This window comes from Actinomadura alba (assembly GCF_014323705.1).
Classification (GTDB): Bacteria; Actinomycetota; Actinomycetes; order Streptosporangiales; family Streptosporangiaceae; genus Actinomadura_C; species Actinomadura_C alba.
On sequence record NZ_JABVEC010000002.1, the window covers coordinates 287,199 to 309,220 of the forward strand.

Sequence of the window (22,022 nt, forward strand, 5' to 3'; positions counted from 1 at the left end):
TCGGTGCCGAGCCCCGGGTCCGGCCACTCCACGAGGTTCAGGAGAGGGCGGACAGCACTCCGGGAATGTCGTTGACGACGAGGGCGTCGACGCCGCCGGCGGCGTAGCGCGCGGCGTCCTTGGCGGCCGGGCACCACGCCATCACCTCGAGGCCCGCCCTGTGGGCGATGCCGACGGAGTGCTCCAGCGGCCGGATGCGGGTGTCGTCGCGGTCGAGCGCGAAGGAGCCGGTGTGCAGGCCGACCGCCTGCAGGCCCAGGTTGGCCGCGGCCGAGACTCCGTGCCAGAGGGGGAACGACAGCCAGGTGAGCAGGCCGAGTGGCACGCCGGGCAGGTTCTCCTTGAGGTACAGGAGCAGGGCCGGGTCGAACGAGGTCACCAGCAGCGGCCTGCGCCGCGCCTCGCGGGCGAGCACGGGCAGCAGCAGCGCGCCCGTGCGGCGCGAGGGCGAGTCGACGGCGTCCTCGAGGATCGTCTTGACGTCGACGTCCACCGCGACCTCGGGCGGCAGGGCCGCGAAGATGTCGACGAGCCGGGGCAGCCCCGAGTCGGCCGCGGTGCCGTCGATCAGGAAGACGCCGTCGGCGGTCGTCGGGTCGTGCCGCAGCACGAGATCGTCGTCGGCCGTGCGCTGCACGTCGATCTCGACCCAGGACACCCCGGCCTCGGCGGCCGCCAGCAGCGAGGCGATGGTGTTCTCGGCCACGACGGTGTCGTCGTCGGCCGCGACCGTGTCCTCGGCCACCGCCTCGGTGGCGCGCCGAGCGGCGGGGGACACGGTGATGTTCCCGCTCCCGAATCCACGGTGACCGATGATCGCCGGCTTCGAATCAAAGATCATGCGCGTCTTCCTTACCGGGGAGGCGGTCGGGGAGGTCCTTGGCGAGTTCCCCGGCGATGTGCTCGGCGAGGACGATGTCGAGCGGATGCGTGATCTTGAGGTTGCGCTCACTGCCCTCCACCAGCCTGATCGGCACATCGGGCAGGTAGCGGTGGACGACGCCGCAGTCGTCGGTCGCCGTGAAGTCGGGGTCGGCCATCGCCAGCTCGTAGGCGCGGCGGACGGTGCCGAGCCGGAAGCCCTGCGGCGTCTGGAACCGGCGCAGGGTCTGCCGGGCCGGCATGCCGGTGACCAGGTCGTCCTCGACGGCGACGATCGTGTCGGACGAGGGCAGGCCGACCGCCACCGCGTCGTAGCGGCCCAGCGCGTCGAGACAGCGGCCGATGATCGCGTGGTCGACGAACGGGCGGGCGGCGTCGTGCAGCAGCACCCGGGTGTCGTCGGGCTCGCCGGCGAGCGCCGCCAGCGCGGCCAGGGTCGACTCCGAGCGGCTCGCACCGCCCTCGATCACCGCACGGACCTTCGGAAAGGGGGCGGCGATCCGGGTCGCGGCGGGCAGGTGACCGGCCGCCATGACGACGAGGATCTGGTCGATGGGCCGGCAGCCGTCGAACGCCTCGATCGCGTGGGCCAGGATCGGGCGGCCGCCGACCTCGATGAGCTGCTTGGGAAGGGGCGATCCGACCCGCTGTCCGGTGCCGCCTGCGAGGACCACCGCGATGGTTGTCATCGGTGCGTATCCACCTTGATGCCCACTATGCAGATAAGTGTCACTCTCGCGTCTCCACAAGTTCGAGCCGCTACGCTGTGGAGACGCCCGCGGTGTTGATCATGTCCAGTGCGGTGCATTACCCCATGTCCTGATGATCGGAGAGCGTCGATGACTTTGGCTGTTGTTGTCGCGACCGAACCGGTCGAGGCGGCGGCCGCGGGGGGTCCGGCCTCGACGGCGGAATTGCACTACGGCGACACCGACCAGGCGCTGCTGCGGCGGCTGCTCGACCAGCTGGCCTCGCTCAACGTACACGACGCCCACGTCATCGCCCGGCCCGAGACCGCGACCGCCCTGCGTCATCCGGATGAAGCGGCCGACCCCGGTCATACCGTCGTCGAGTCGTACGACATCGCCATGGACCTGCGAGAGATCGCGCGGCTGGCCGGTGCGGCGCGAGAACCGGTGCTCATCCTGCACGGCGACCTGGTCATGAGCAACGAGCAGCTGGCCCGCGTGGTGCACGACGCCAAGCCGGGCGCGCTCGCCCTGGTCGCGGGGCGCCGCCCCGAGGGGGAACCGACCAGGCCGGTCGTGCGCACCAAGGGCGGGCTCGTCGTCTCGGCCGGGTCGCGCCATCACCAGGTCACCGACCCCGACGCCGAGTTCCGCGGCGTGCTGCGGCTCGCTCCCAAGGTCGCGGGAGAGCTCGCCGCGGCCGCCAAGAACCTCGCCGATCTCGTCGGCACGCTGCCCGAGAGCGAGCCGGTCCGCACGCTGGGGGAGGCCCGGCAGGAGGTCTCCAGGTTCGTCGACAACGAGGCCGTCGCCATCGAGCGGGCGCTGCGCGAGCGGCCGGCGGCCGGGTCGGCCGACACGGCGCTCGGCGGCACGCCGCCGCGGGGCGACGACGCGCCGGCGCTGCTGCTGGTCGGGCTCGTTCGCTCGGGCGTGCGGGTGGCGGCGCGGCCGGTCCGCGACCTGGTCTGCGACCGGGTCCTCACGGTCGGCCAGGTGTCCGCGGCACGCGCTGCCGTCGACGCGGTCGACGAGGACCGCGTACGCCTGAATGACGCGGTGAAGGGCAACGACGGGTTCTTCACCACCTACGCCGTGAGCACCTATTCGCGGTACATCGCCCGATGGGCGGCCGGCCGCAAGCTCACGCCGAACATGGTGACGTCCATGTCCATGGCCGTCGCGGTGGTGGCCGCCGTGTGGTTCAGCGAGGGCACCCGCCTTGGGCTGGTCGTCGGCGGGGTGCTGCTCTACTTCGCCTTCGTCCTCGACTGCGTGGACGGGCAGCTGGCCCGCTACACCCGGCAGTTCAGCACGCTCGGCGCGTGGCTCGACGCGACGTTCGACCGGGCCAAGGAGTACGTCGTCTACGCCGGGCTGGCGGTGGGCTCCACCGCGGCCGCGGTGGGCACCGCCGCCCACGGCGGCGACGTGTGGGTGCTCGCGGTCGCCGCGCTGATCCTGCAGACCGTCCGCCACATGATCGACTTTTCGTTCGAGGCGGCCAGGGTGCGCGCCCCGGCGGCGCCGCTGCCGGAGGTCCCGCTCACCGACCGAGACGACAGCGTGCTCGATCCGCCGCCTCGGCCGGCCGGCCCGGCCCGCCGGTCCGGTGGCCTCGGCCAGCTGGCGATGTGGCTGTCCGCGCGCACCGAGAGGATCGGCGGCCTTCGCTGGGCCAAAAAGATCGTGATCCTGCCCATCGGGGAGCGGTTCGCCCTGATAGCGATCACCGCCGCCCTGTTCAACGCCAAGGTGACGTTCCTGTCACTGCTGATCTGGGGTTCGCTGGCCACGGCGTACACCCTCACCGGACGAGTTCTGAGGTCCGTAGCGCGATGACCTTCACGATGCCGCGGCGGTCTCCCGCCGCCGACGATTCCGGCCGCTCCGGCCGGCTACAGGTCTACCGGGACGACGGGCCGCTCTGCGGGTTGCTGGGGCGGCTCGCCCAGGGGCAGCTGCCGCCGTTGCCGGGCGTCCTGGTGGCCGCCGCCGTGACGTTCGTCCTGCTCATCGCCGGTGGCGGCGAGCAGGCCGGCGTCGCGCTCTTCGCCCCGGTGGCGGCGCTGCTGCTGACCGGACCGGCCTCGACGCACCCGCACGGCGGCCGGCTCGACTGGCTCGTACCGCCCGTGATCAGGGCGATCGAGTATGGTTACCTCGCCGTACTGGGGTTCGCTCACGACCTGTCGGCACCGCTCATCTACCTGTTGATCGCGGTGCTGGCCTACCACCACTACGACACCGTTTATCGCACTCGCCAGAAGCTCTTGCCGCAGCAGTGGGTCTTCACGGCCGGTCTCGGCTGGGAAGGCCGCATGCTGATCGTGGCGGCCGCCGGCCTCGCGGGGATTCTCCCGTTCGCGTACGCCGCACTGGCCGTCTACCTCGGCGTGCTGTTCGGAACCGAGAGCATACGCACCTGGACCAAGACCGGGCGCGGCACTGGCGTGATGGTCGACCTCGAGAAAGAGGAGGAAACCGGATCATGATCGGCATGGTGCTCGCAGCCGGTGCGGGACGAAGGCTGCGCCCGTACACGGAAACACTGCCCAAGGCACTGGTCCCCGTCAGCCCTGACCCGGCCGACGACACCACGATCCTCGACATAGCCCTGAACAACCTCAGCGAGGTGGGGCTGACCGACGTGGTGATCGTGGTCGGCTACCGCGCGAACGCGGTCGAAGAACGCAAGTCCGCTCTGGAGGAGCGGCACGGCGTCTCCCTGACCTTGGTGCACAACGACAAGGCCGAGGAGTGGAACAACGCCTACTCCATGTGGCTGGCTCGCGACCACTTCACCCAGGGTGTCCTGATGGTGAACGGCGACACGGTCCATCCGGTGAGTGTCGAGAAGACTCTATTGTCCAGCCGCGGACCGGACATCATCCTGGCGGTGGACAACGTGAAAACACTGGCTGACGAGGAGATGAAGGTGACCCTCTCCGAGTCCGGCAGTCTGCATCGGATCACCAAGCTGATGGACCCGGCGCAGGCCCACGGCGAGTACATCGGCGCCACGCTCATCGAGCCCGCCGCGGCCGGTCCCCTCGCGAGCGCCCTCGAGGCCACCTGGAAGCGGGACCCCGACCTGTACTACGAGGACGGCTACCAGGAGCTCGTGAACCGAGGCGGCCTCATCTCGGTGGCCCCCATCGGTGCCGTCGACTGGGTCGAGGTGGACAACCACGACGACCTGGAGAAGGCCCGTCGCATCGTGGGCAGCGCCCTGAGCGATCCGCTCCGTTCGTACACGAAGCTCGGCGACGCACCGTCGACCGGCGCGGCGCAGCGCCAGGGACACTGATGCCGCTCCTCGCGAGGATGCTCACCGCCCCGCTGTCGATCGACGTGCGGCGAGGCGCCATCGCGGCGCTGGGCGAGCTGCTGGCGGACCGGCGCATCGCCACCGAGGGCAGGGTCGCCGTCGCCGTCGGCCCCGGCCAGGGCGACCAGATCGCCGAGCACGTGCGGCCGAGCCTGCGGGACTGCGAGATGTTCCAGGTCGAAGGCGCCACGGTCGACGCGGCCGTCGGGCTCGGCGCGCGGTTGCGCGGCGGGTCGTACGAGGCGGTCGTCGGCATCGGCGGTGGCCGGACAATCGACGCCACCAAGTACGCCGCGACGCTCGCCGGGATCCCGATGGTGTCGGTCGCGACCAACCTCTCTCACGACGGCATCTGCTCGCCGGTCGCCTCCCTCTCCCACGAGAAGGGCAAGGGCTCGTTCGGCGTCGCGATGCCGCTCGCGATGATCGTGGACCTTGACTACGTGCGGGCCGCACCGGACCGTCTCGTCCGGGCCGGCATCGGTGACGTGCTCAGCAACCTCTCCGCGGTCGACGACTGGGAGCTCGCCGGCCGGGAACGGGGTGAGCCGCTCGACCGGCTGGCGCTGACGCTGGCCCGCAACGCCGCAAACGCGCTGCTGTTCCATCCCGAGGGCATCGAGTCCGACCGGTTCCTGACCGTGCTCGCCGAGGGACTCGTGATGTCCGGGATGGCGATGTCGTTCGCCGGGTCGTCCCGGCCGTCCAGCGGCGGCGACCACGAGATCCTGCACGCGATCGACCAGCTCTTCCCCGGCACCGCCAACCACGGCGAGCTCGCCGGCATCGGCGCGGCGTTCTGCTACCACCTGCGCGTCGCGTTCCTTGACGAGGACCCCGGCCGGCTGGACGAGGTCGTGCGCTCCCTGCGGCGGCACGGCCTGCCCGTGGTGCCCGCCGACGTGGGGTTGACCGAGGAGCAGTTCACCGCCGCCGTGCTGCACGCCCCCGGAACGCGGCCGGGCCGCTTCACGGTCCTCGAGCACCTCGACCTCGACGAGAGCGCCGTCACCAAGACGGTCGGTGACTATGTACGGGAGCACGGACAATAAGATGCCTGCGCGCAAAGCCCCTACCGTCGCAGAGGTCCGCGCGGGCGGCCAGCCGCCGGGCCTGAAAGAGCGCCGCAACGAGGAGCACTGGGCGGGACGCCTCTACATGCGCACGGCGTCGCCCTACTTCTCCTGGTTGTTCCTGCGGATCGGGTTCAGCCCGAACCAGCTGACCTATCTAATGATCGTGTGCGGCATGCTCGGCGGCGTGGTGATCGCGCTGTCCTCCTCGGGAACGGCCGGGATCCTCACCGCCGTCGCCGGCGCGCTGCTCATCCAGGCGTACCTGTTGCTGGACTGCTCCGACGGAGAGGTCGCGAGATACAGCGAGCGGACCTCGATCACCGGGGTCTACCTGGACCGGATCGGCCACTACATGTCCGAGGTGGCGCTGCTGGTCGGGCTGGGCGTCCGCGCCCAGGGCGGGCTGGAGTCCGGCATCTGGGTCGAGCTGGGCCTGATCGCCGCCCTCGGTGCGGTGCTCATCAAGGCCGAGACCGACAACGTCGTGGTGGCCCGCGCCAAGTCGGGACTGCCCGCCGAGCCGGTCACCGGCGACCGGGCGCTGCGGCCCCGGTCGACCGGGCTGGCGCTGGCCCGGCAGACGGCGTCCATGCTGCGGTTCCACCGGATCATCGGTGCCGTGGAGTTGTCGCTGCTGATTCTGGCCGCCGCGCTGATCGACGTGCTCGTCCTGCATGCCGACGGCGACGACGGCTGGACGGTGACCCGGGTGCTGGCCGTGGCCGTCGCCGCCGTCGCCGTCGTACAGACCGTGCTGCACTTCGTCAGCATCGTGGCCTCCCGGAGGCTGCGGTGAACCCTGCTACGGACGGGAACGTCGTGAGCCGCCCGGACCCCGCTCGTCCCTCGGCCCGCGCCGGTGCGGACGCCATGCTCTCGGTGGTCATCCTGACGATGGGCAACCGGCCCGCCGAACTGGAACGGGCCGTACGCAGCGCCCTCGAGCAGGAGCACGTCGACATCGAGGTGGTCCTGGTCGCCAACGGCGTGGTGGGCGACTGGCGGCCCGGTGCCGCCGAGGTCTTCGACGACAAGCGGGTGACGATCGTACGGCTCTCGCAGAACGTCGGCATCCCGGCCGGACGCAACCGGGGCGTCGAGGCGTCGAGCGGCGAGATCATCCTGTTCCTCGACGACGACGGGTGGTACCGCTCCACCCGGCTCGGCGTCTACCTGCGTGAGCGGTTCAGCGCCGACCCGGCGCTCGGCATCGTCTCCTTCCGGGTGAAGGACCCCGAGGGCGGGCTGGGCGAGCGCCGCCACGTGCCCCGGCTCAGGGCCGGCGACCCCGACCGGTCCTCGCCGGTGACGACCTTCCTCGGCGGCGCCTGCGCCATGCGGCGGGTCGCCTTCGACGCGGCCGGCGGGCTGCCCGAGCGGTTCTTCTACGCGCACGAGGAGACCGACCTCGCCTGGCAGGCCATCAACGCCGGATACCGGATCGAGTACGACGCGTCCGCGGTGATGTTCCATCCGGCGGTGCTGCCGACCCGGCACGACATGTTCTACCGCTACAACGCGCGCAATCGGGTGTGGCTCGCCCGCCGCAACCTGCCGTGGCCGATCGCCTTGGTCTATCTCGCCGTGTGGGTGGGCCTCACCGTGCTGCGGGAGCGCAGGCCGGCGGCGCTCAAGCCCTGGTGCCGCGGCTTCGTCGAGGGCTGGCGCAAGCCGGCCGGCCGGCGCCGCCCCATCAAGTGGCGTACGGCCTGGCGCATGACCCGCACCGGCCGCCCGCCCATCATCTGACCTCGTGACACGAACCGCCGTGGGCTTTTGATCAAGCATCAGAGCATCCCCACGTGCCCGGATGCTTGATCCTCATCTCGGGAAGCAGCTGCACGCGGGCCTCCTCCGCGGTCACGCACAACGCCTAAGCTGTATGTTTTCGCCGGTTCCCAGGGAGTCGCTGGATGTCGTCCGCGGTCAAGGATCAGGAGATCGCCGCAGAGCAGGAACGCGTCGATGTCGCGTACGCCCGGCTTGAGGAGATGCGCGAAGACGCCAAGAACATGATCAAGGAGGGCTACCGGCAGGCGCAGGCGGGCACCAAGGCCTCGCTGGTCGACCGGGACGCCATGGTCCACCAGGCGGCGCTCCGCGTACAGGCCCTCAACATCGCCGACGACGGCCTGGTGTTCGGCCGGCTCGACCTGACCGGCGGCGAGGCCCGCTACGTGGGCCGGGTCGGGGTGCGGACCCGTGACCACGACTCCCTGGTCATCGACTGGCGGGCGCCCGCCGCCGAGGCGTTCTACCAGGCCACTCCCGAGGATCCCCGTGAGGTGATCCGGCGGCGGGTGCTGCACTCCCGCGGCGACAGAGTGATCGACATCGAGGACGACCTGCTCGACCCCGGTGCCGCCGACGGGTTGACCATCGTGGGCGACGGGGCGTTCCTCGCCTCCCTCGCCCGCACCCGCGAAGGGCCCATGCGCGACATCGTGGCCACCATCCAGCGCGAGCAGGACGAGGTGATCCGCGCCCCGGCCGACGGCACCGTCATCGTGCGCGGCGGTCCCGGCACGGGCAAGACCGCGGTGGCCCTGCACCGGGTGGCCTACCTGCTGTTCCGTCACCGGCGCCGGTTCGGGTCCCGCGGGGTGCTCATCGTGGGCCCGAACCCCCGGTTCACGTCGTACATCAGACGCGTGCTGCCGTCGCTCGGCGAGGGATCGGCGACGCTGCGCTCCCTCGGTGACCTGGTCGAGGGCGTGACGGCCACTGCGCACGACACCCCCGAGCTCGCGGCGGTCAAGGGCGCCGGATCGATGGCGCGGGTGCTCCGGCGCGCGGTGACCGACCACCCGCCGGGTGCCGCCGACTCGGTGACCGTGGTGCACGCCGGCGTGGTCGTACGGCTGGACAGGTCCAGGCTGGACCGGGTCCGCCAAAACGTGCACCGGCGCAGCCGCGGCAACGTCAACACCGCGCGCGGGCGGGCCGGCGAACAGCTCGTCGACGCCCTGTGGAACCGGTTCGTGGAGATCGGCGGCCTCTCCGACGCCGCGGGCACCAAGCGCTCGGAGTTCGCGGCGAACATCCGGGACCAGCGGACCTTCACCGACTTCCTCGCGACGTGGTGGCCGGTCCGCCGTCCGCTCGACGTGCTCCTCTCGCTCGGCGACGCCCAGCGGCTGTCCAGCGCCGCCGGGCGGGACCTGTCCGGTCACCAGGTCGGGCTGCTCGCCGCGAGCTGGTCCGCCGAAGCGGCGCGGACCTACCAGGACGTCGCACTGCTGGACGAGATCGACAACCTGCTGGGGGCGCCGCCGCGGACCTGGGCCGGTGCGAACGAGGACGACGAGGACCCCTACGCCTCCGACGGGATCAACATCTTCACGGGTGAGAGGACCGGTTCCGGCCAGCCGGCGATGCGCGAGCTCACCACCACGATCGAGCGAATGGAGCGGGCCCGCCGGGTCGACGACGGGGTGGAGGAGTCGCGCGAGTACGCGCACATCGTCGTCGACGAGGCCCAGGACCTGTCGCCCATGCAGTGGCGGATGCTCGGCAGGCGCGGCCGCCAGGCGACGTGGACGGTGGTGGAGGACCCCGCGCAGAGCGCGTGGGAGGACCTCGACGCGTCGCGCCAGGCCATGGATGCGGCGCTCGGCAGTCGCGCCCGCCGGGACTTCGCCCTGACCACCAACTACCGCAACTCCGTCGAGATCGCCGACGTGGCGGCCCGTGTGCTCACACTCGCCGTTCCGGGCGCCGTACCGGCACGTGCGGTGCGCGCTTCCGGGTACGAGCCCGCCGTGACGGTGACCGGATCCGGCGACCTCGCCGACGCGGTGCGCGAGGCGGTCACGACGCTGCTCGACCAGGTCGAGGGAACGATCGGTGTCATCGTCCCGCTCGCGGTGACCGGCCCGGCCGAGGTCGCGGCTTCGGCGGTCACTCCGCAGGCGGACGGGCAGATCGCGCTGCCGATCGGCGATCAGCTGCCCCGGTCACAATCACCTGCGGGAACAAGGCCGGGACCACCGGCGGAGTCGCGGCCGGAAACCGCGGCGGCGGCGTCCGGGCGTGACCGGCGTGCACTCGTGGCCGGATTCCCCGACCGGGTGCAGGTCCTCGACGTACTCGAGGCCAAGGGCCTGGAGTTCGACGCCGCGGTGATCGTGGCGCCCGAGGAGGTCGCCGTCCAGTCGCCGAGAGGCTTGCGCACGCTCTACGTCGCGGTATCGCGGGCCACCCAGAGGCTCACCGTTCTCACCGCCGACCCGCACTGGCGTGACCTGCTCGACCACTCCCCGGCGTGATGCGTCGAGGTGGAACCAGAGGTCGCGATCAAACACCCGGCGTCGGTTGTGTCGCTAATCAGTCACACGAAGATCTCACAGTCTCGTTTGTCTGGTAAGTCACGCTAACATCGCCCCGTCAGATATGCGGCAACACATCCCCTCAGTGTGCGAAGCCCTCTGACACCACGTCAGGCGCTATTGGAGCGCGCCTTCTTCTTACAGGGAACCCCTTTGAATCCTGCTCTGCGCAGCGGGAGAAGGACGGGCGTTCGCCGTGCCTTCTCCGCTGCCTTCCTCGCGCTGGCGCTTGCCGGCACTGGTGCCGCGACCACATCCTCGGCAGTCGCAGCCAGTGACGGCACGACGACCGGCAAGCTGTTCCAGAAAATCCGCGTCGCTGCTGAGAAGCAGGGCTATGTGCCGAAGTCGGTCGTCCGTAAACCGTCAGCGCAGTCGACGCCGAGCGCGACGCCTATGATCATCGGCGGCTCGCAGACCACTATCGGTGCGGCGCCGTACATGCTCCAGCTGTGGTACTCCAACGACACTTCGGGCGAAGTCATCTTCTGCGCCGGCACCCTGGTCGCACCCAACAAGGTGATGACGGCCGCTCACTGCATCGACGGCCTGGACTGGATCAACAACGGTCTGATCCTCGGCGGCAGCGCCACCCTGTTGGACGAGAACGCCAAGATGGCCCTCGTCAAGCGTCAGTGGATCAACCCGCGGTACAACGCGTCGACCATCGACAATGACGTTGCGGTACTCACGCTGGACCGGCCGCTGTCGCTCACCACCGCCAAGATCGCCGCCAACACCGACAGTGCCCTGTACGCGGCCGGTACCAACGCCACGGTGTACGGCTGGGGTCTGACCAGTTCGGGTCCGGACGGCACCCAGTCGGAAGTGCTGAAAAAGGCGACCCTGCCGCTCGAGTCGGACGCCACCTGCGACGCCGCCCTAAAGGCGTCGCTCGGCGCGGATTACTTCGCCAACGGGCACATGGTCTGTGCCGGTCCCGTCTCGACGGGTGACGACGCCACGACCACCACCACCTGCGTGGGCGACTCCGGTGGTCCTCTAGTGGTCAACGGGCGTGTCGTGGGCATCGTCTCGTGGGGTGTGTCCGAGGCCAACCCCGACGGCAGCGTCTCGAAGTACTGCGGCGTTGCCGGTACGTACCCGGTGTTCACCAAAATGAGTGCGTACACCGGCGTCACGCTGGCACGCGTCAACGACACCGACTGGAGCGGTGACGGTCTGGCGGATGTGTTCGCCCGGTACAAGAGCGGCGGCACCGCACGGGTGTACAAGGGCTCCAAGCTGACCTCGTACTCCTCGGGCGGCAGCGGCTGGGGCAGCTTCAACAAGGTGCTGCAGACGGACCTCAACCGCGACGGCGTGGTGGACTACGTCATGCGCACGACGTCCGGGTACCTCTACTGGCGGCACAAGTCCGGGAGCACTTGGGTCAACACCAAGATCACTTCGGGCTGGAGCACCGTCAAGCAGATCATCGCCCCGGGCGATGTGACCGGCGACGGCCTGCCCGACCTGATGTCGGTCAAGTCCAGCGGTTACCTGTACGTCTATCCCGGCAAGGGCAACGGGACCTTCGGCAGCGGCAAGTCCCTCGGCTCCGGCTGGCTTTCGTACGCCCAGGTCGTCGGGCACGGCGACCTCACCGGCGACGGCCGCCCCGACCTCATCGCCCGGACCTCCGGCGGTGCGACCTACCTGTTCACGAGCAGCACCACCGGAACGTTCAGCAGCCGCAAGCTGGTGAGCAGTACCGCTCTCAAGTCCGCCACCGCGCTCGTCGCCACCGGCGACGTCAGCGGCGACGGCAACGCCGACCTGGTGGCTCGGAGCAGTGCCGGCAACCTGTGGCTCTACAAGGGCAACGGCAATGGGACCTTCGCCTCAGGGGTGAAGGCGGCCACCGGTATGAACTCGTTCAACCTGTTCGGCTGACCCAGAGCACAGCGAGCGCGCCCGCCACGGAGTCCTCCCGCGGCGGGCGCGTTTCTGTGTTGACGACCAGATCTAATTCCGGCAGTTCCACGATAAGGGCCTTATTTCGTCCGTCTATGCCCTTGTGTCATGCCTGGAACTCAAGGTCGATCAGCTCGCCTTGAGTTAAACGCCCTTGTCGTCGCCTTCATCCTTACCTTTCCCTTTGCCTTTGCCCTGGCCTTTCCCTGCGCCCTTGCCCTTGCCCTTGCCTTCGCCCTTGCCTTCGCCCTTGCCGTCCTCGTCCCTGCCGGCGTGGCCGGTCGTGGAGTAACGGTCGCTCTTCCGGTCCCGCCGACCGGCCACGGGCCGTACGTCCGAGTCGTTGTCGAGCACGATGGGGCGGGTGCCGGTAGTGCGCACCGAGGTCGTGGCCGCTTCCGCCGAGCCCATGCCGAGGGTGAAGATCCCGGCCAGCGTGGCCGCCGCTCCCATTGCCGCGATGATCCGCTGCTTGCGCACAATTCCTCCAGAAGGGGGTGCTGACAGAATACGGCTGAGAGAGTACGGCGCGGTTCGTGTCATGGCGATTGCCATGACAGTGACTATTCATTAGCGGCGACGCCCGAACGTGGCCCGTTATTAATAATTACAATGGCATGTAGTCGTTATGTCCGTGGGTGCCCGGCAGGGGACGGTACGAAGAGGTCGTCCACGTGAACAAACGCGGCCCGCAGCCGGCCTGACAAGGCGAGACCCGGGGCGAATCCTGGCGTTTTGTCAGGCGCCAGGTGGAGGTGAGGTGGATGAACGGGTGATCAGCTCATAGGGCATGAGGATGCGCGGAGCATTGCCGATGGTCTCCTCCAAAAGGAGGCGCCCTACGGTGCGGCCCTTTTCGGATTTGGGTTGGCGGATGGTGGTCAGGCCTGCCTCTCCTGCTTCCGGGATGTCATCGAAGCCGGCTATCGAGACGTTGCCCGGGACGGTGAGGCCTCGCTCGGCCACTGCCTGAAGGGCGCCCAGGGCGATCAGGTCGGTGGTAGCGATGATCGCGGTGGGGCGAGGGTACAGATCAAGGAGTTGGGCGGCGCCGGAGCGGCCGCCTTCTCGGGAGTGGGTCGTCGGGCGCACGGCTACGTCGTCCCAGGAGAGTCCGGCGTCCAGGACTGCGTCTCGGTAGCCGGCGAGGCGGTCTGCGATAGCGCTTGACATGTGCGCGGTGTCCATATTGATCCGCGGGTGGGTGGCTTGGAGGACGGCGAGGCGGCGGTGGCCGAGCCTCAGTAGATGGGTGCAGAGTGTCTTGGCCGCGGCGCGGTCATCGATACCGACGAAGGGGACGCCCTTCACGTACGGCTCTCCGGCGATGACGAAAGGCAGGCGGCGCTGGTGGAGGGCTTCGAGGGCGGGATGGCCTTCGTCCATGCAAAAGGCGACGAAGCCGTCCACGATGGCTTCGCGTACGACACGCTCAGCGGACGCTTCGTCGGGCCAGGCCATGAGCAGCAGGCTGGTGGAGGCGGCCTCGGCGATCTCTGCCAGGCCGCGCAGGAACGCGACCGCGTACGGGTCCGTGAAGGCGTAGGACAGCTCTTCGGTGAGCAGGACACCGATGACGCCCGCCTTGCCGCGACGGAGCGTTCGGGCGGCGGGGTCGGGGCCGGCGTAGTCCAGCTCCTCGGCGACCTCGAGGATGCGGCGGCGCAGCTCGGGGTTGAGCTGGTCGGGGCGTGAGAACGCGTTCGACACCGTCGTGCGCGACACCCCGACGGCCTCGGCGATCGTCTTGAGTGTGACACGTGGCATGTCCGAATCGTAGTTCTGAATTGATTCAGATCCAAATGCGGTCTAACCTGAGGTTCGATCTGAATCGATCCAGAAGGTGGCTCGGATGAGCACGTACCTGTCCCACGGTCCGGCACTCAGCGCGCAGCAGTCGTTCGTGACCAGCGCGCTGCCGGACGCCCCCGTCATCCCGCACGTCGAACCGCGGCAGCGCACTGCCGTCGCGCGCCGCAAGGCGGCCGTCGCGCTGCACTCTCTTGCCGACCGGATCGCGCCGGCACCCAAAGAACAGGCCTGCTGAAAGCGCGCACTGGGAGCCCACCGAGCCGCGGGCGGATGGGCGCTCACAAGGAGCTAAGTCAACTGACCGTTTGGCGGATTCGTTTGTTCTGGCATGCTGTCAGCATGATCAAGAGAATCGAGTCCTCCGTTCGCCGATGAGCGAGACGGCCGAGCATGGATCGCTCGGACCCCGGATGAGCCTGTATGACCACGCTCTGCGGCTGCATCACCTGAATCCCGACACGGCGCTGCCTCGTGATGGCGAGCCGTATCCCGACGAAGAACACCATCGGCGCGATGGCCGGACGCGGCGGTCGGATGACGCCCGTCGCCAGGGTATGGACGCCGCCGCCATCCTCGATTCTCATTTCGCCAGGTCCGACGCCAAACCGAGCGAACTGGCCTGGGCGTTCCATGATGTGGACGTCCCGATTCATCACAACGAACACATAGCGGCGGCCGCCCTTCGGGCCGACCGCCAACGGGTGCAAGAGACCGGGCGATGGCTTGTACGGCACAGCTCCGACCGGTGCTCAGCTCTGATCGGAACTGCGCTTTTGGCGGCCGACTGGGCGGATGAGGATGTCGAGATCATCCGGACCATCGGTCTGCTTTCCGAGCGCTTCGGTGTTCTTGCCGCCCATGCGCTGAAACGGCGTAGGGGCGGTGTCGACGCCCTGCTCTGGCTGGCCGAACGAGTCGCGGGCTGGGGACGCGTCTACATCGTCGAGGCCCTCTGTCTGGGCGGCAGCACCCGGGCTCGGTCGTGGCTGCTGCGGCGAGCCTGCGACGGCGACTACCTCAACGGTTACTTCGCGGGCAGGGTCGCAACGGCTGCTCATCTCCACGAAGCGATCGTCGCCCCCGACGCCGACGAGCCACTGATCGACCACACCGGCCGGCTACTCAAGATCATGGCCCAGTGCGGCGGCATGGGTACGACATGGGAACACTACCCGCCGACCAGCATCGTCCTGGAGGCTCACGCCGGCCACCTCGCCCACCAGGCACCGACCTTGTCCCGCTACCTCGACGCCGCGCACATCGCCGATGATCTCGCCCAAGCGGCGCCTGACCGCCTTGGCATCACCGCCGACCATCGACAACGCCTGCTCGACCAATACCTGGTCGTACTGTGTCGCCCCGACTGGTCCGAGGCGGCACAGGCCGGATTCGATCCTGACAACGACTACTTCCCCTGGTTCGCCGAAACGATCGCGGCACGCCTCCGATTGCCGGGCTTCACCGAACCGGATACCGACCCGTGATCGAGGACTGAAAGATCTTCTGCCTAGTGCCTTGGCGCAGTCCGGCTCTGCGCCGTGGCACTAGGGAGATCGGCTTTGTGATCTCTCCGACTACCGCGGGTTCATTGCGCATGGGCGCTGCGGAACTGGGGGAAAACGACGCTGATGACCCAGCGGCGGAACATGCGTGGACCGTCGCATCGAGGAGCAGCGAGGTCGAGGGTGAGGAACCCGTTCTCGGTGACGAACCATTGCTCGGCGTTTCCGCTGGTCGCGCCCGCCCTAAGAAAACTTAGAGTGGCAGGGCCTGCGGAGACGCTCCAGATGTCGATCTTCTTTTTGTCTTCGTCCTCGACCAGGTTGATGGCCGCTGACGTGTTGGAGTACCCGGCGCCTTTGCAAAGGTCGCCGAAGTGGAACCAGACGACGTCATCCAGGCGTAGCCACCGCAGCGGCCAGCCGGTCTGCGCGTGGTAGATGATCCCGGCGTTCGCATTAAGGTCGATGCCGTCGCTACCGAACAGGTTCCGCTCGGTCATCACCTGATCCTTCCTGCCGCTGGCCGTGCTGTCGGCCATGCCCGGGAAGACTAGGTAACAATCGGGAATCTAGCAAGAAGAAAGCAGCAATCCCAGGCTGGAGCTAAGGGTCCTCGTGAGACCTTTACGGACCAATTTATTCTGCTATCGCCTGTTTTGTTCGACACTTATGGCCTGGCCGGATCGAGAAGTTGGCCAAAAGAGGCTGGATGTTCCCAGTTGTTCCCTGCATGATTGATGCCATGAGCAGGGACCGGACACGTGTCGCACGCTACGTTATTGCACGTCGAGGTGAAGTCGGCCTGACCCAGCAAGGGCTCGCAGACCGAGCGGGCGTCGACATCAAGACCATCTATAACCTGGAGTCCGGCGAGCGATGGCCCCAGGCGAAGACCCGCGGTGCCCTCGAGGCGGTCTTGAGCTGGTATCCGGGAGATTTGCAGCGCATCGCTGAGGGCGGGGAGCCGGTCGTCTATGAACGCCCACCGTCCAGGCGCGAACTGCTGGCCGACTACATCCGGACCCGCATGGATCAGCTCCGACTGACATGGGCTGACGTCGCCAGAGACGGGCGCATTCCGGAGGAGGAACTCCATGACCTCAGGCGCCAGATGATTCCCGAGGGTCATGTGAAACTCGGCCTTGAGCGTGCCTTGCGCTGGGAGCCGGGAAGCATCGATGCGATCGTCGATACAGGCAAGGAACCTGCCACCGTTCACCGCTGGCCCGAAGAGCAGCGCGTCAAGCCAACGCAGGGGTTCACCGAAGAAGAGGTGCGCCAGGCCGAGGAGATCGCCGAGCGGGTGCGAAACGATCCGGAACTGGCGAGGGCGGTCGCGACGCTGCTCGGATTTCGGTCGCCCGGCCACGACGGAGCTGACGCGCGGGACACTGCCTGACCGGAGCGAGTCAAGGTAACGGAACATTAATGTTGCGCACCGTGCATACTACGAGGGGCGTACGCCTGGATTTGGCCGCAAAATATCTAGCAGTGCTTCGACGCTGAGTGACCGTCGGCGCCGAATGCTTCAGCGAAGACGCCTCCTGGCACGGAAGGGGCCTCCTGCCTTGTCATTCACGGACAAAGAGAACGATCACCATAACCGCCACGCAAGCACCATGACCGGCTTCGCGGATCGGCGCAACGTAGCCATCCTGTTCGCAGCCATCTTCATTTTCGGCGGAACCATGATGGTCGCGTTCAACGTCGAGAAGGTCGGTTCCATCGCCGGGTTCGGCTTCGGTGTCGCGTGCTGGATCGGGGCGACAATGATGATCTTGGCCGCGTTCGCCGCGGACAACCACACGAAGCTCGCCAAGGTCGCCGTCAACGGCGACAGGGAACTCGCCGAGATGATGGGCGAGCTGAGAAGCCGTCTCGCCAGACTCGAACAGAGCTTGGCCATCGCAGAGAAGAACGTCATCACCAGGCTCGAAGCGCTCGAAAGCGTTGAGCGCGCCACCAGCGACATGCTCAACGGCATGGTCCGTGGAGCAGGGGACGAGCTCAGCAACCGCCGTCGGCCGGATTAGGCTCGATTGCCCCCGGCCGCGGTGGGCGTACAGATACTCGGCCGCGCTGAGTCAGTGGCTTGACCGCCTGCCGTGACGCGGGCGCGGGCCGATAGCGGGTGATTATCTGTGCCAAGCGGTGACGGCGTCGAGCTGGGGGTGGGCGGCCGCGGGTGCGGAGGCGGGAGTCCGGACCTCGTTACGATCACCCGCATGCAGGTTAGCGACCGAATTGTGACCGTACTCGGCAAGGACCCCGTCTGGTCTGACAAGCACGGGGGGATGAGTGGTCACGTGCTGCGCGTGACGAGCGCGTCGGGAGTGTTCTACGTCAAGCAGGGCCCGATCGCCGTGGCCGAACATGAGCGGCTGCGCTGGCTCAAGCGCTGGGCGAGCGTGCCCGACATCGTCGCCTTCGACGACGACACCCTGGTGCTCGCCGACGTGGCCGCGCCCAGCCTGGCGAGTGCCGCGCCGCCGCGCATCGGCACGCTGATGGGCCAGGTCCTCCGCGACGTACACGCCATCGCGATCAGCGAGTGCCCCTTCAATGAGCGGCTCGATGTCCGCCTCACCCGGGCGGCTGAGCGCGTGCGCACCGGGCTGGTCGACCCGGACGACTTCGACGACGACCACCTCGGCCTGTCTCCCCTACAGGTCTATGACCGGCTGATCGCCGAGCGCCCCACCGCCGAGGACTTCGTCGTTGCACATGGCGACTACGCTCCGAGCAACGTGCTGCTCCCCCAGGTGGGTAATCCCGTGCTGATCGATGTCGGTGGGCTCGGCGTGGCAGATCGCTACCTCGATCTGGCCATCGCCGTACGAGATCTACACGACGACTTCGGCCCACCGGCCGTTGACGACTTCCTCGCCGCCTATGGGCTGGACACCCTCGACGAGCAGAGGCTGCACTACTTCCGGCTGCTGGACGAAATGTTCTAACGCCCGGCCCACGCCGCCCGAGAGCCGGTAAAAGAGGAGGCCACGATCCCGTCACTGGGCCGGCGCGAGCATCATCGACCGAGCTGAGGCTGTGGACAACCCGCTAGAGCGTCAGCTTGAGGACACCCGCACCCGCAAGGCCATGGATCAGGCGTTGGCCGGACTCGACACCGACCAGCAGCCGCCAGCACCCCGGATTGCGTCAGTAACGCCGCTCCGCAGCCATCGGCCCGGCACGGACTGATCGACCGCCAGCGTGACCCCGGAATTGCGGGTGGCCGGGCGGGCCGACGTGGCCGGTTCCCGCCTTGGTCGCAGATTCCAGCGGGCCGCCACTCGGGCCATTGCGGGCAGCCCAGAAGCTACCCCGTTCGCCCAGCCAGGCCTGGCGACCCGCCGCTACGAAAGCGCGGCATCGTTGAGTCGTGGCGTGTCGGGCCCTCATGCCGCTAGAAGACCCCGACACGCCACGACTCAACAGTCGGATCGTCCGGTATTTGCCCAGGCATTGCTGTGGATCTCCCTGTACGAGGAAAGGGGGGTGTAAAGGAAGCGAACCGTCTGCTCTGCGAGAGGAGTCGGTCGAATATGTGGCAGTGGCACTCCATCAGGGTGCGTCTGACTGTGGTGGCGAGCGTCGTCATGGCGCTGATCTGCACCGCCGTCGCGGTATTCATCCTGATAGCAGTCCGGACAGGCGCCACGGATTACCGGACCGAACAACTGGTCGCCAACGCCGTGCAGCTCATCCAGCGCACTCGCAGCAGAGGCGGGCCTGCGCTCCGGCCCGAGACCTCGGGCACCGAGATCCAGATGTTCACCCCCTCCGGTGTGCCGGCTGCTGCGACACCGAACCTGGCGGGCAAGCCGCCGATGGTCAACTTCCATCCCGACCCCGACTCATACGTGACCAAGAGGCTGTGCGACCTGCCCGCCTTTCCCGGCGAGTGCAAGATCGTGATCGACATCCCCTTCCACATGCCGGACGGCCTCTGGCGGCTCTACATGGCGACCCCCGAGGTGCCCTGGTACATCAGCTTCAGGCTGCTGGGCCCGCTTGTGGCCTGCTGGCTCCTGCTGATCGCAGTCACTGCCCGGGGCGCCTATCACATCGTGGGCAAGACCCTTGCGCCCGTACACGCCATCAGCGGCAAGCTCGCCACGATCACCGCCGGCGACTTGGACCAGCGCGTACCGGTGCCCAAAGTCCAGGACGAGCTGAAGGATCTCGCCGAGACCGCCAACCAGACCCTGGAGCGGGCCCAGGCAGCGATCCAACAGCAGCTCCAGTTCGCCTCCGATGCCTCCCACGACCTGCGCAGCCCGTTGACCGCCATGCGCACACAGATCGAAGAGGCGCTCCTGCATCCGCGGGACACCGACTGGCGGGAAACGGGCAATGCGTTGCTGAGCAGCGTGGAGTGGATGCAGGACCTGGTCGCCGATCTACTGCAGCTGTGCCGGCTGGATGCGGGCATCCATGGGCGGCACGACGCCATCGACCTGACCGCCTTGGTGACGTGCGAGCTGGACCGGCGGCCGCGCAAGGTCACGATAGGGAGGCGGCTCACCCCCACAGTGATCATCAACGGCGACCGGCTCGGTTTGACCCGGTTGCTGACCAACCTTCTCGACAACGCCGAGCGTCATGCCGCATCCAGCGTGACGGTCGCGGTCGCCCACCAGCAGGACACAGCGGTACTGGAGGTGACCAACGACGGCGAGGGCATCCCTCCTGACCAGCGGGAGATCGTATTCCAGCGATTCGTTCGCCTCGGCGCCTCACGCGCCAAAGACGCCGGGGGAACCGGTCTCGGACTCCCGATCGCCCGGCGGATCGCCCAGGCCCATGGCGGCACCCTCACCATCGAAGACAGTGATCATGGCGCGCGGTTCGTGCTGCGCCTCCCTCTACCTGACCTCGACAACGGATCGACACACTTGAAGCGCTTCACGCCTCAATCCCGATGACCGACCAAGCGTTCGTCACCTATGACAAGCGGCTTCTTGCGGCAGCACGCTCCCTTGGCTGTTGCAGCTCTCATCTTCTCGCTCGCAGGCACGCCGGCCGTCCCCGCGTCCGGGCTGAGCCGCGCTGAGGACGTCCGTTGGCCTGAGCCGTAACTCGCCTGTACGTCGTCCGCGACCTCGCGGACGATGTCGCGCTTCGACGGCGTTGACGACCTCGGCGGCGCTCCGCTGCCAATTCAGGTGCGTCGGGTTGCCGGTGCGGGCAGCATGGTGGGCGTGGTCGTTTTCCGGTGCATCGGCTGCGAGACGGCCCTGACCGTACCGGTCGACCGGGTGCGGTTGCCGAATTATGGGACGAGACCGCCGATGCACGGTCCTGGTGTCTGCCCGCCACTTATGCGGCAGGGAACCTATGCGGTCGACCCCGAGCCTTTCGGCCCACCGTGGCTACAGCTGGACGATGAGGAATCCGTCCTGATTCACGGCAGACCCGGCGGCCGCGGGTCTGCGGGTCCGCGAGACACCTACGTGCTGGCACCGGGGGACGTGCAGAACACTCGTTTGATCCTCGAGAAATGCGAAACGGGATGCTGGGGACTCAACGGGGGCGCGGGGCCGAATCTGGCCTGCGTATCCTGTGGCGCTGAGGTCGGCACTCGGACCGATGACTGCCAGAACTGGCAGGAGGCACGGCTGGATCCCGCTGCGGTGGGCGTGGCCGATGAAGATTCACACCGGGCGAGCGCCACGGTTCCATTCTGGTGGGACACCGCAGAGGCCGAACGGCTCGGAAACGCTCCGCTGGACGACCGAGGGGACCTGGACTGGCGGTGGATCGGTGAATTCGTGACCTGTACGGCCACGGTCCTCGCGCGTTCGGGCGGCGGGCCGATATTCGTGGCGGACGGGCCGGCCGCCCCGATTCGGGACCTCCTCACCGCGACGTTGCAAGGAACCGGTCATGCCCGCGCGCTCCGGCGACTGCCGCGCGTCGACTCCCGGCACGCCGGCCAGTGGCGGGTGGCCGCGGCCACGGTAGGCGTCACCCCGGCATCGGTGACCTCCGTCGGCCGGTCAGCCGTGATCTGCGACCTCGTAGGACCGGGCGAACCCTTCACCACGGCTGCGGGCCTGCTGAACGATTGGTGCGCTCAAGAACTCACCGAACCCCACGAGCTGAACCTGATCGGGGTGATTCCCCAGCATGACATCGGGTCCGACGCCCGGCCCGAACTCGCGCATGCGACCAGAGACCGCTCGATGCCGATAGCCGAGTACGTTCCGCTCGCCGCGCACGTGTGGTCTTACCTCGCACACGACCAGACCCAGAGCATCCGCGCCCTGTCCCGTACACACTGGGGTCACAACGGGCTCGCCGCCATGGTGCACCGCGACGAACCGACCCACCACGGCCTCGGCATGGAGATCACCGGTTACGCAAGGTGGTTCGGTCGCCACGACGTCCTGACGTGCCTGGTCAAGCAGCCCGAGGCGCGCCGGCCCTGGCTCCGCGGCCTGATCGGAGAAATCCGTGCGCAGCCCTGACTCAACGTTCCG

General features: G+C 68.2%; 19 protein-coding genes and 1 pseudogene. 15 read left to right on the top strand and 5 right to left on the bottom strand.

Features of this window, described 5'->3' with window-relative positions; translation table 11 throughout:
• Positions 1-37: 37 nt before the first annotated feature.
• Together HKK74_RS04415 and ispD are read right to left on the bottom strand one after the other, a co-directional pair.
• Positions 38-841, bottom strand: a complete 804-nt coding sequence (locus HKK74_RS04415) for a glycerophosphodiester phosphodiesterase (protein ID WP_187241735.1) — start codon at positions 839-841, stop codon at positions 38-40.
• Positions 831-1,571: a 2-C-methyl-D-erythritol 4-phosphate cytidylyltransferase gene (gene ispD / locus HKK74_RS04420; RefSeq protein WP_187241736.1), complete on the bottom strand. Its 741-nt coding sequence runs from the start codon at positions 1,569-1,571 to the stop codon at positions 831-833. Before ispD ends, HKK74_RS04415 begins: the two co-directional genes overlap by 11 nt.
• 150 nt (positions 1,572-1,721) lie before the next feature.
• Here ispD and HKK74_RS40695 point away from each other — a divergent pair, with 150 nt between their 5' ends.
• The 8 genes and pseudogenes from HKK74_RS40695 to HKK74_RS04460 all read left to right on the top strand — a co-directional run bounded on the left by HKK74_RS40695 (position 1,722) and on the right by HKK74_RS04460 (position 12,202).
• Positions 1,722-3,413, top strand: coding sequence for a CDP-alcohol phosphatidyltransferase family protein (locus HKK74_RS40695; protein WP_187241737.1), 1,692 nt, complete (start codon positions 1,722-1,724; stop codon positions 3,411-3,413).
• On the top strand, positions 3,410-4,066 hold the full coding sequence (locus HKK74_RS40700; protein ID WP_222721848.1) for a DUF5941 domain-containing protein: 657 nt from the start codon (positions 3,410-3,412) through the stop codon (positions 4,064-4,066). The genes HKK74_RS40695 and HKK74_RS40700 overlap by 4 nt, the downstream gene beginning before the upstream one ends.
• Positions 4,063-4,791 (top strand): annotated as a pseudogene (locus HKK74_RS04435) (phosphocholine cytidylyltransferase family protein); the annotation flags it as partial. The gene HKK74_RS40700 and the pseudogene HKK74_RS04435, both read left to right, overlap by 4 nt.
• Positions 4,792-4,898: 107 nt before the next feature.
• Positions 4,899-5,954, top strand: a complete 1,056-nt coding sequence (locus HKK74_RS04440; RefSeq protein ID WP_187241965.1) for an iron-containing alcohol dehydrogenase family protein — start codon at positions 4,899-4,901, stop codon at positions 5,952-5,954.
• A gap of 1 nt (position 5,955) precedes the next feature.
• Complete coding sequence (locus HKK74_RS04445) at positions 5,956-6,774, top strand: CDP-alcohol phosphatidyltransferase family protein (protein ID WP_246491175.1); 819 nt, start codon at positions 5,956-5,958, stop codon at positions 6,772-6,774.
• 74 nt (positions 6,775-6,848) lie between these two features.
• Positions 6,849-7,727, top strand: a complete 879-nt coding sequence (locus tag HKK74_RS04450) for a glycosyltransferase family 2 protein (protein ID WP_187241966.1) — start codon at positions 6,849-6,851, stop codon at positions 7,725-7,727.
• Positions 7,728-7,891: 164 nt separating this feature from the next.
• The gene (locus tag HKK74_RS04455) at positions 7,892-10,246 is read left to right on the top strand and encodes a HelD family protein (protein ID WP_187241740.1); all 2,355 of its coding nucleotides are present in this window, start codon (positions 7,892-7,894) and stop codon (positions 10,244-10,246) included.
• 213 nt (positions 10,247-10,459) lie between these two features.
• Complete coding sequence (locus HKK74_RS04460) at positions 10,460-12,202, top strand: trypsin-like serine protease (protein WP_187241741.1); 1,743 nt, start codon at positions 10,460-10,462, stop codon at positions 12,200-12,202.
• Between the two features lie 165 nt (positions 12,203-12,367).
• On the opposite strand, the gene HKK74_RS04465 is transcribed toward HKK74_RS04460, so the two are convergent.
• Together HKK74_RS04465 and HKK74_RS04470 are read right to left on the bottom strand one after the other, a co-directional pair.
• A complete protein-coding gene (locus tag HKK74_RS04465) occupies positions 12,368-12,703 on the bottom strand; it encodes a hypothetical protein (RefSeq protein ID WP_187241742.1) in 336 nt (111 codons plus the stop codon).
• A 258-nt stretch (positions 12,704-12,961) separates the two neighbouring features.
• Positions 12,962-13,990, bottom strand: a complete 1,029-nt coding sequence (locus HKK74_RS04470) for a LacI family DNA-binding transcriptional regulator (RefSeq protein WP_187241743.1) — start codon at positions 13,988-13,990, stop codon at positions 12,962-12,964.
• A gap of 85 nt (positions 13,991-14,075) precedes the next feature.
• On the opposite strand from HKK74_RS04470, the gene HKK74_RS04475 reads away from it, so the two are divergent.
• Entirely contained in the window at positions 14,076-14,270 is a 195-nt protein-coding gene (locus HKK74_RS04475) for a hypothetical protein (protein WP_187241744.1), read from the top strand.
• Positions 14,227-15,519 carry a hypothetical protein gene (locus HKK74_RS04480; protein ID WP_222721849.1) on the top strand — a complete coding sequence of 431 codons (1,293 nt, stop codon included), beginning with the start codon at positions 14,227-14,229 and terminating at the stop codon, positions 15,517-15,519. Before HKK74_RS04475 ends, HKK74_RS04480 begins: the two co-directional genes overlap by 44 nt.
• A 101-nt stretch (positions 15,520-15,620) precedes the next feature.
• Here HKK74_RS04480 and HKK74_RS04485 read toward each other — a convergent pair whose 3' ends face one another.
• Positions 15,621-16,076, bottom strand: a complete 456-nt coding sequence (locus HKK74_RS04485; RefSeq protein WP_187241745.1) for a BRO family protein — start codon at positions 16,074-16,076, stop codon at positions 15,621-15,623.
• 203 nt (positions 16,077-16,279) lie between these two features.
• On the opposite strand from HKK74_RS04485, the gene HKK74_RS04490 reads away from it, so the two are divergent.
• From HKK74_RS04490 to HKK74_RS04510, 5 genes are all read left to right on the top strand, one after another.
• The gene (locus tag HKK74_RS04490) at positions 16,280-16,936 is read left to right on the top strand and encodes a helix-turn-helix domain-containing protein (protein ID WP_187241746.1); all 657 of its coding nucleotides are present in this window, start codon (positions 16,280-16,282) and stop codon (positions 16,934-16,936) included.
• A gap of 220 nt (positions 16,937-17,156) precedes the next feature.
• Positions 17,157-17,570, top strand: coding sequence for a hypothetical protein (locus tag HKK74_RS04495; RefSeq protein WP_187241747.1), 414 nt, complete (start codon positions 17,157-17,159; stop codon positions 17,568-17,570).
• A gap of 192 nt (positions 17,571-17,762) precedes the next feature.
• Positions 17,763-18,494, top strand: a complete 732-nt coding sequence (locus HKK74_RS04500) for an APH(3') family aminoglycoside O-phosphotransferase (protein WP_187241748.1) — start codon at positions 17,763-17,765, stop codon at positions 18,492-18,494.
• 612 nt (positions 18,495-19,106) lie between these two features.
• Positions 19,107-20,465: a sensor histidine kinase gene (locus tag HKK74_RS04505; RefSeq protein WP_312881239.1), complete on the top strand. Its 1,359-nt coding sequence runs from the start codon at positions 19,107-19,109 to the stop codon at positions 20,463-20,465.
• A 186-nt stretch (positions 20,466-20,651) separates the two neighbouring features.
• A complete protein-coding gene (locus HKK74_RS04510) occupies positions 20,652-22,010 on the top strand; it encodes a hypothetical protein (RefSeq protein ID WP_187241749.1) in 1,359 nt (452 codons plus the stop codon).
• The last annotated feature ends 12 nt before the right edge of the window (positions 22,011-22,022 follow it).

Coding starts and splice junctions, on each gene's coding strand:
- HKK74_RS04490 (WP_187241746.1), top strand. CDS start 16,280: ATGAGCAGGGACCGGACACGTGTCGCACGCTACGTTATTGCACGTCGA.
- HKK74_RS04445 (WP_246491175.1), top strand. CDS start 5,956: ATGCCTGCGCGCAAAGCCCCTACCGTCGCAGAGGTCCGCGCGGGCGGC.
- HKK74_RS04485 (WP_187241745.1), bottom strand. CDS start 16,076: ATGGCCGACAGCACGGCCAGCGGCAGGAAGGATCAGGTGATGACCGAG.
- HKK74_RS04450 (WP_187241966.1), top strand. CDS start 6,849: ATGCTCTCGGTGGTCATCCTGACGATGGGCAACCGGCCCGCCGAACTG.
- HKK74_RS04440 (WP_187241965.1), top strand. CDS start 4,899: ATGCTCACCGCCCCGCTGTCGATCGACGTGCGGCGAGGCGCCATCGCG.
- ispD (WP_187241736.1), bottom strand. CDS start 1,571: ATGACAACCATCGCGGTGGTCCTCGCAGGCGGCACCGGACAGCGGGTC.
- HKK74_RS40700 (WP_222721848.1), top strand. CDS start 3,410: ATGACCTTCACGATGCCGCGGCGGTCTCCCGCCGCCGACGATTCCGGC.
- HKK74_RS04470 (WP_187241743.1), bottom strand. CDS start 13,990: ATGCCACGTGTCACACTCAAGACGATCGCCGAGGCCGTCGGGGTGTCG.
- HKK74_RS40695 (WP_187241737.1), top strand. CDS start 1,722: ATGACTTTGGCTGTTGTTGTCGCGACCGAACCGGTCGAGGCGGCGGCC.
- HKK74_RS04495 (WP_187241747.1), top strand. CDS start 17,157: ATGACCGGCTTCGCGGATCGGCGCAACGTAGCCATCCTGTTCGCAGCC.
- HKK74_RS04500 (WP_187241748.1), top strand. CDS start 17,763: ATGCAGGTTAGCGACCGAATTGTGACCGTACTCGGCAAGGACCCCGTC.
- HKK74_RS04415 (WP_187241735.1), bottom strand. CDS start 841: ATGATCTTTGATTCGAAGCCGGCGATCATCGGTCACCGTGGATTCGGG.
- HKK74_RS04455 (WP_187241740.1), top strand. CDS start 7,892: ATGTCGTCCGCGGTCAAGGATCAGGAGATCGCCGCAGAGCAGGAACGC.
- HKK74_RS04475 (WP_187241744.1), top strand. CDS start 14,076: ATGAGCACGTACCTGTCCCACGGTCCGGCACTCAGCGCGCAGCAGTCG.
- HKK74_RS04510 (WP_187241749.1), top strand. CDS start 20,652: ATGTCGCGCTTCGACGGCGTTGACGACCTCGGCGGCGCTCCGCTGCCA.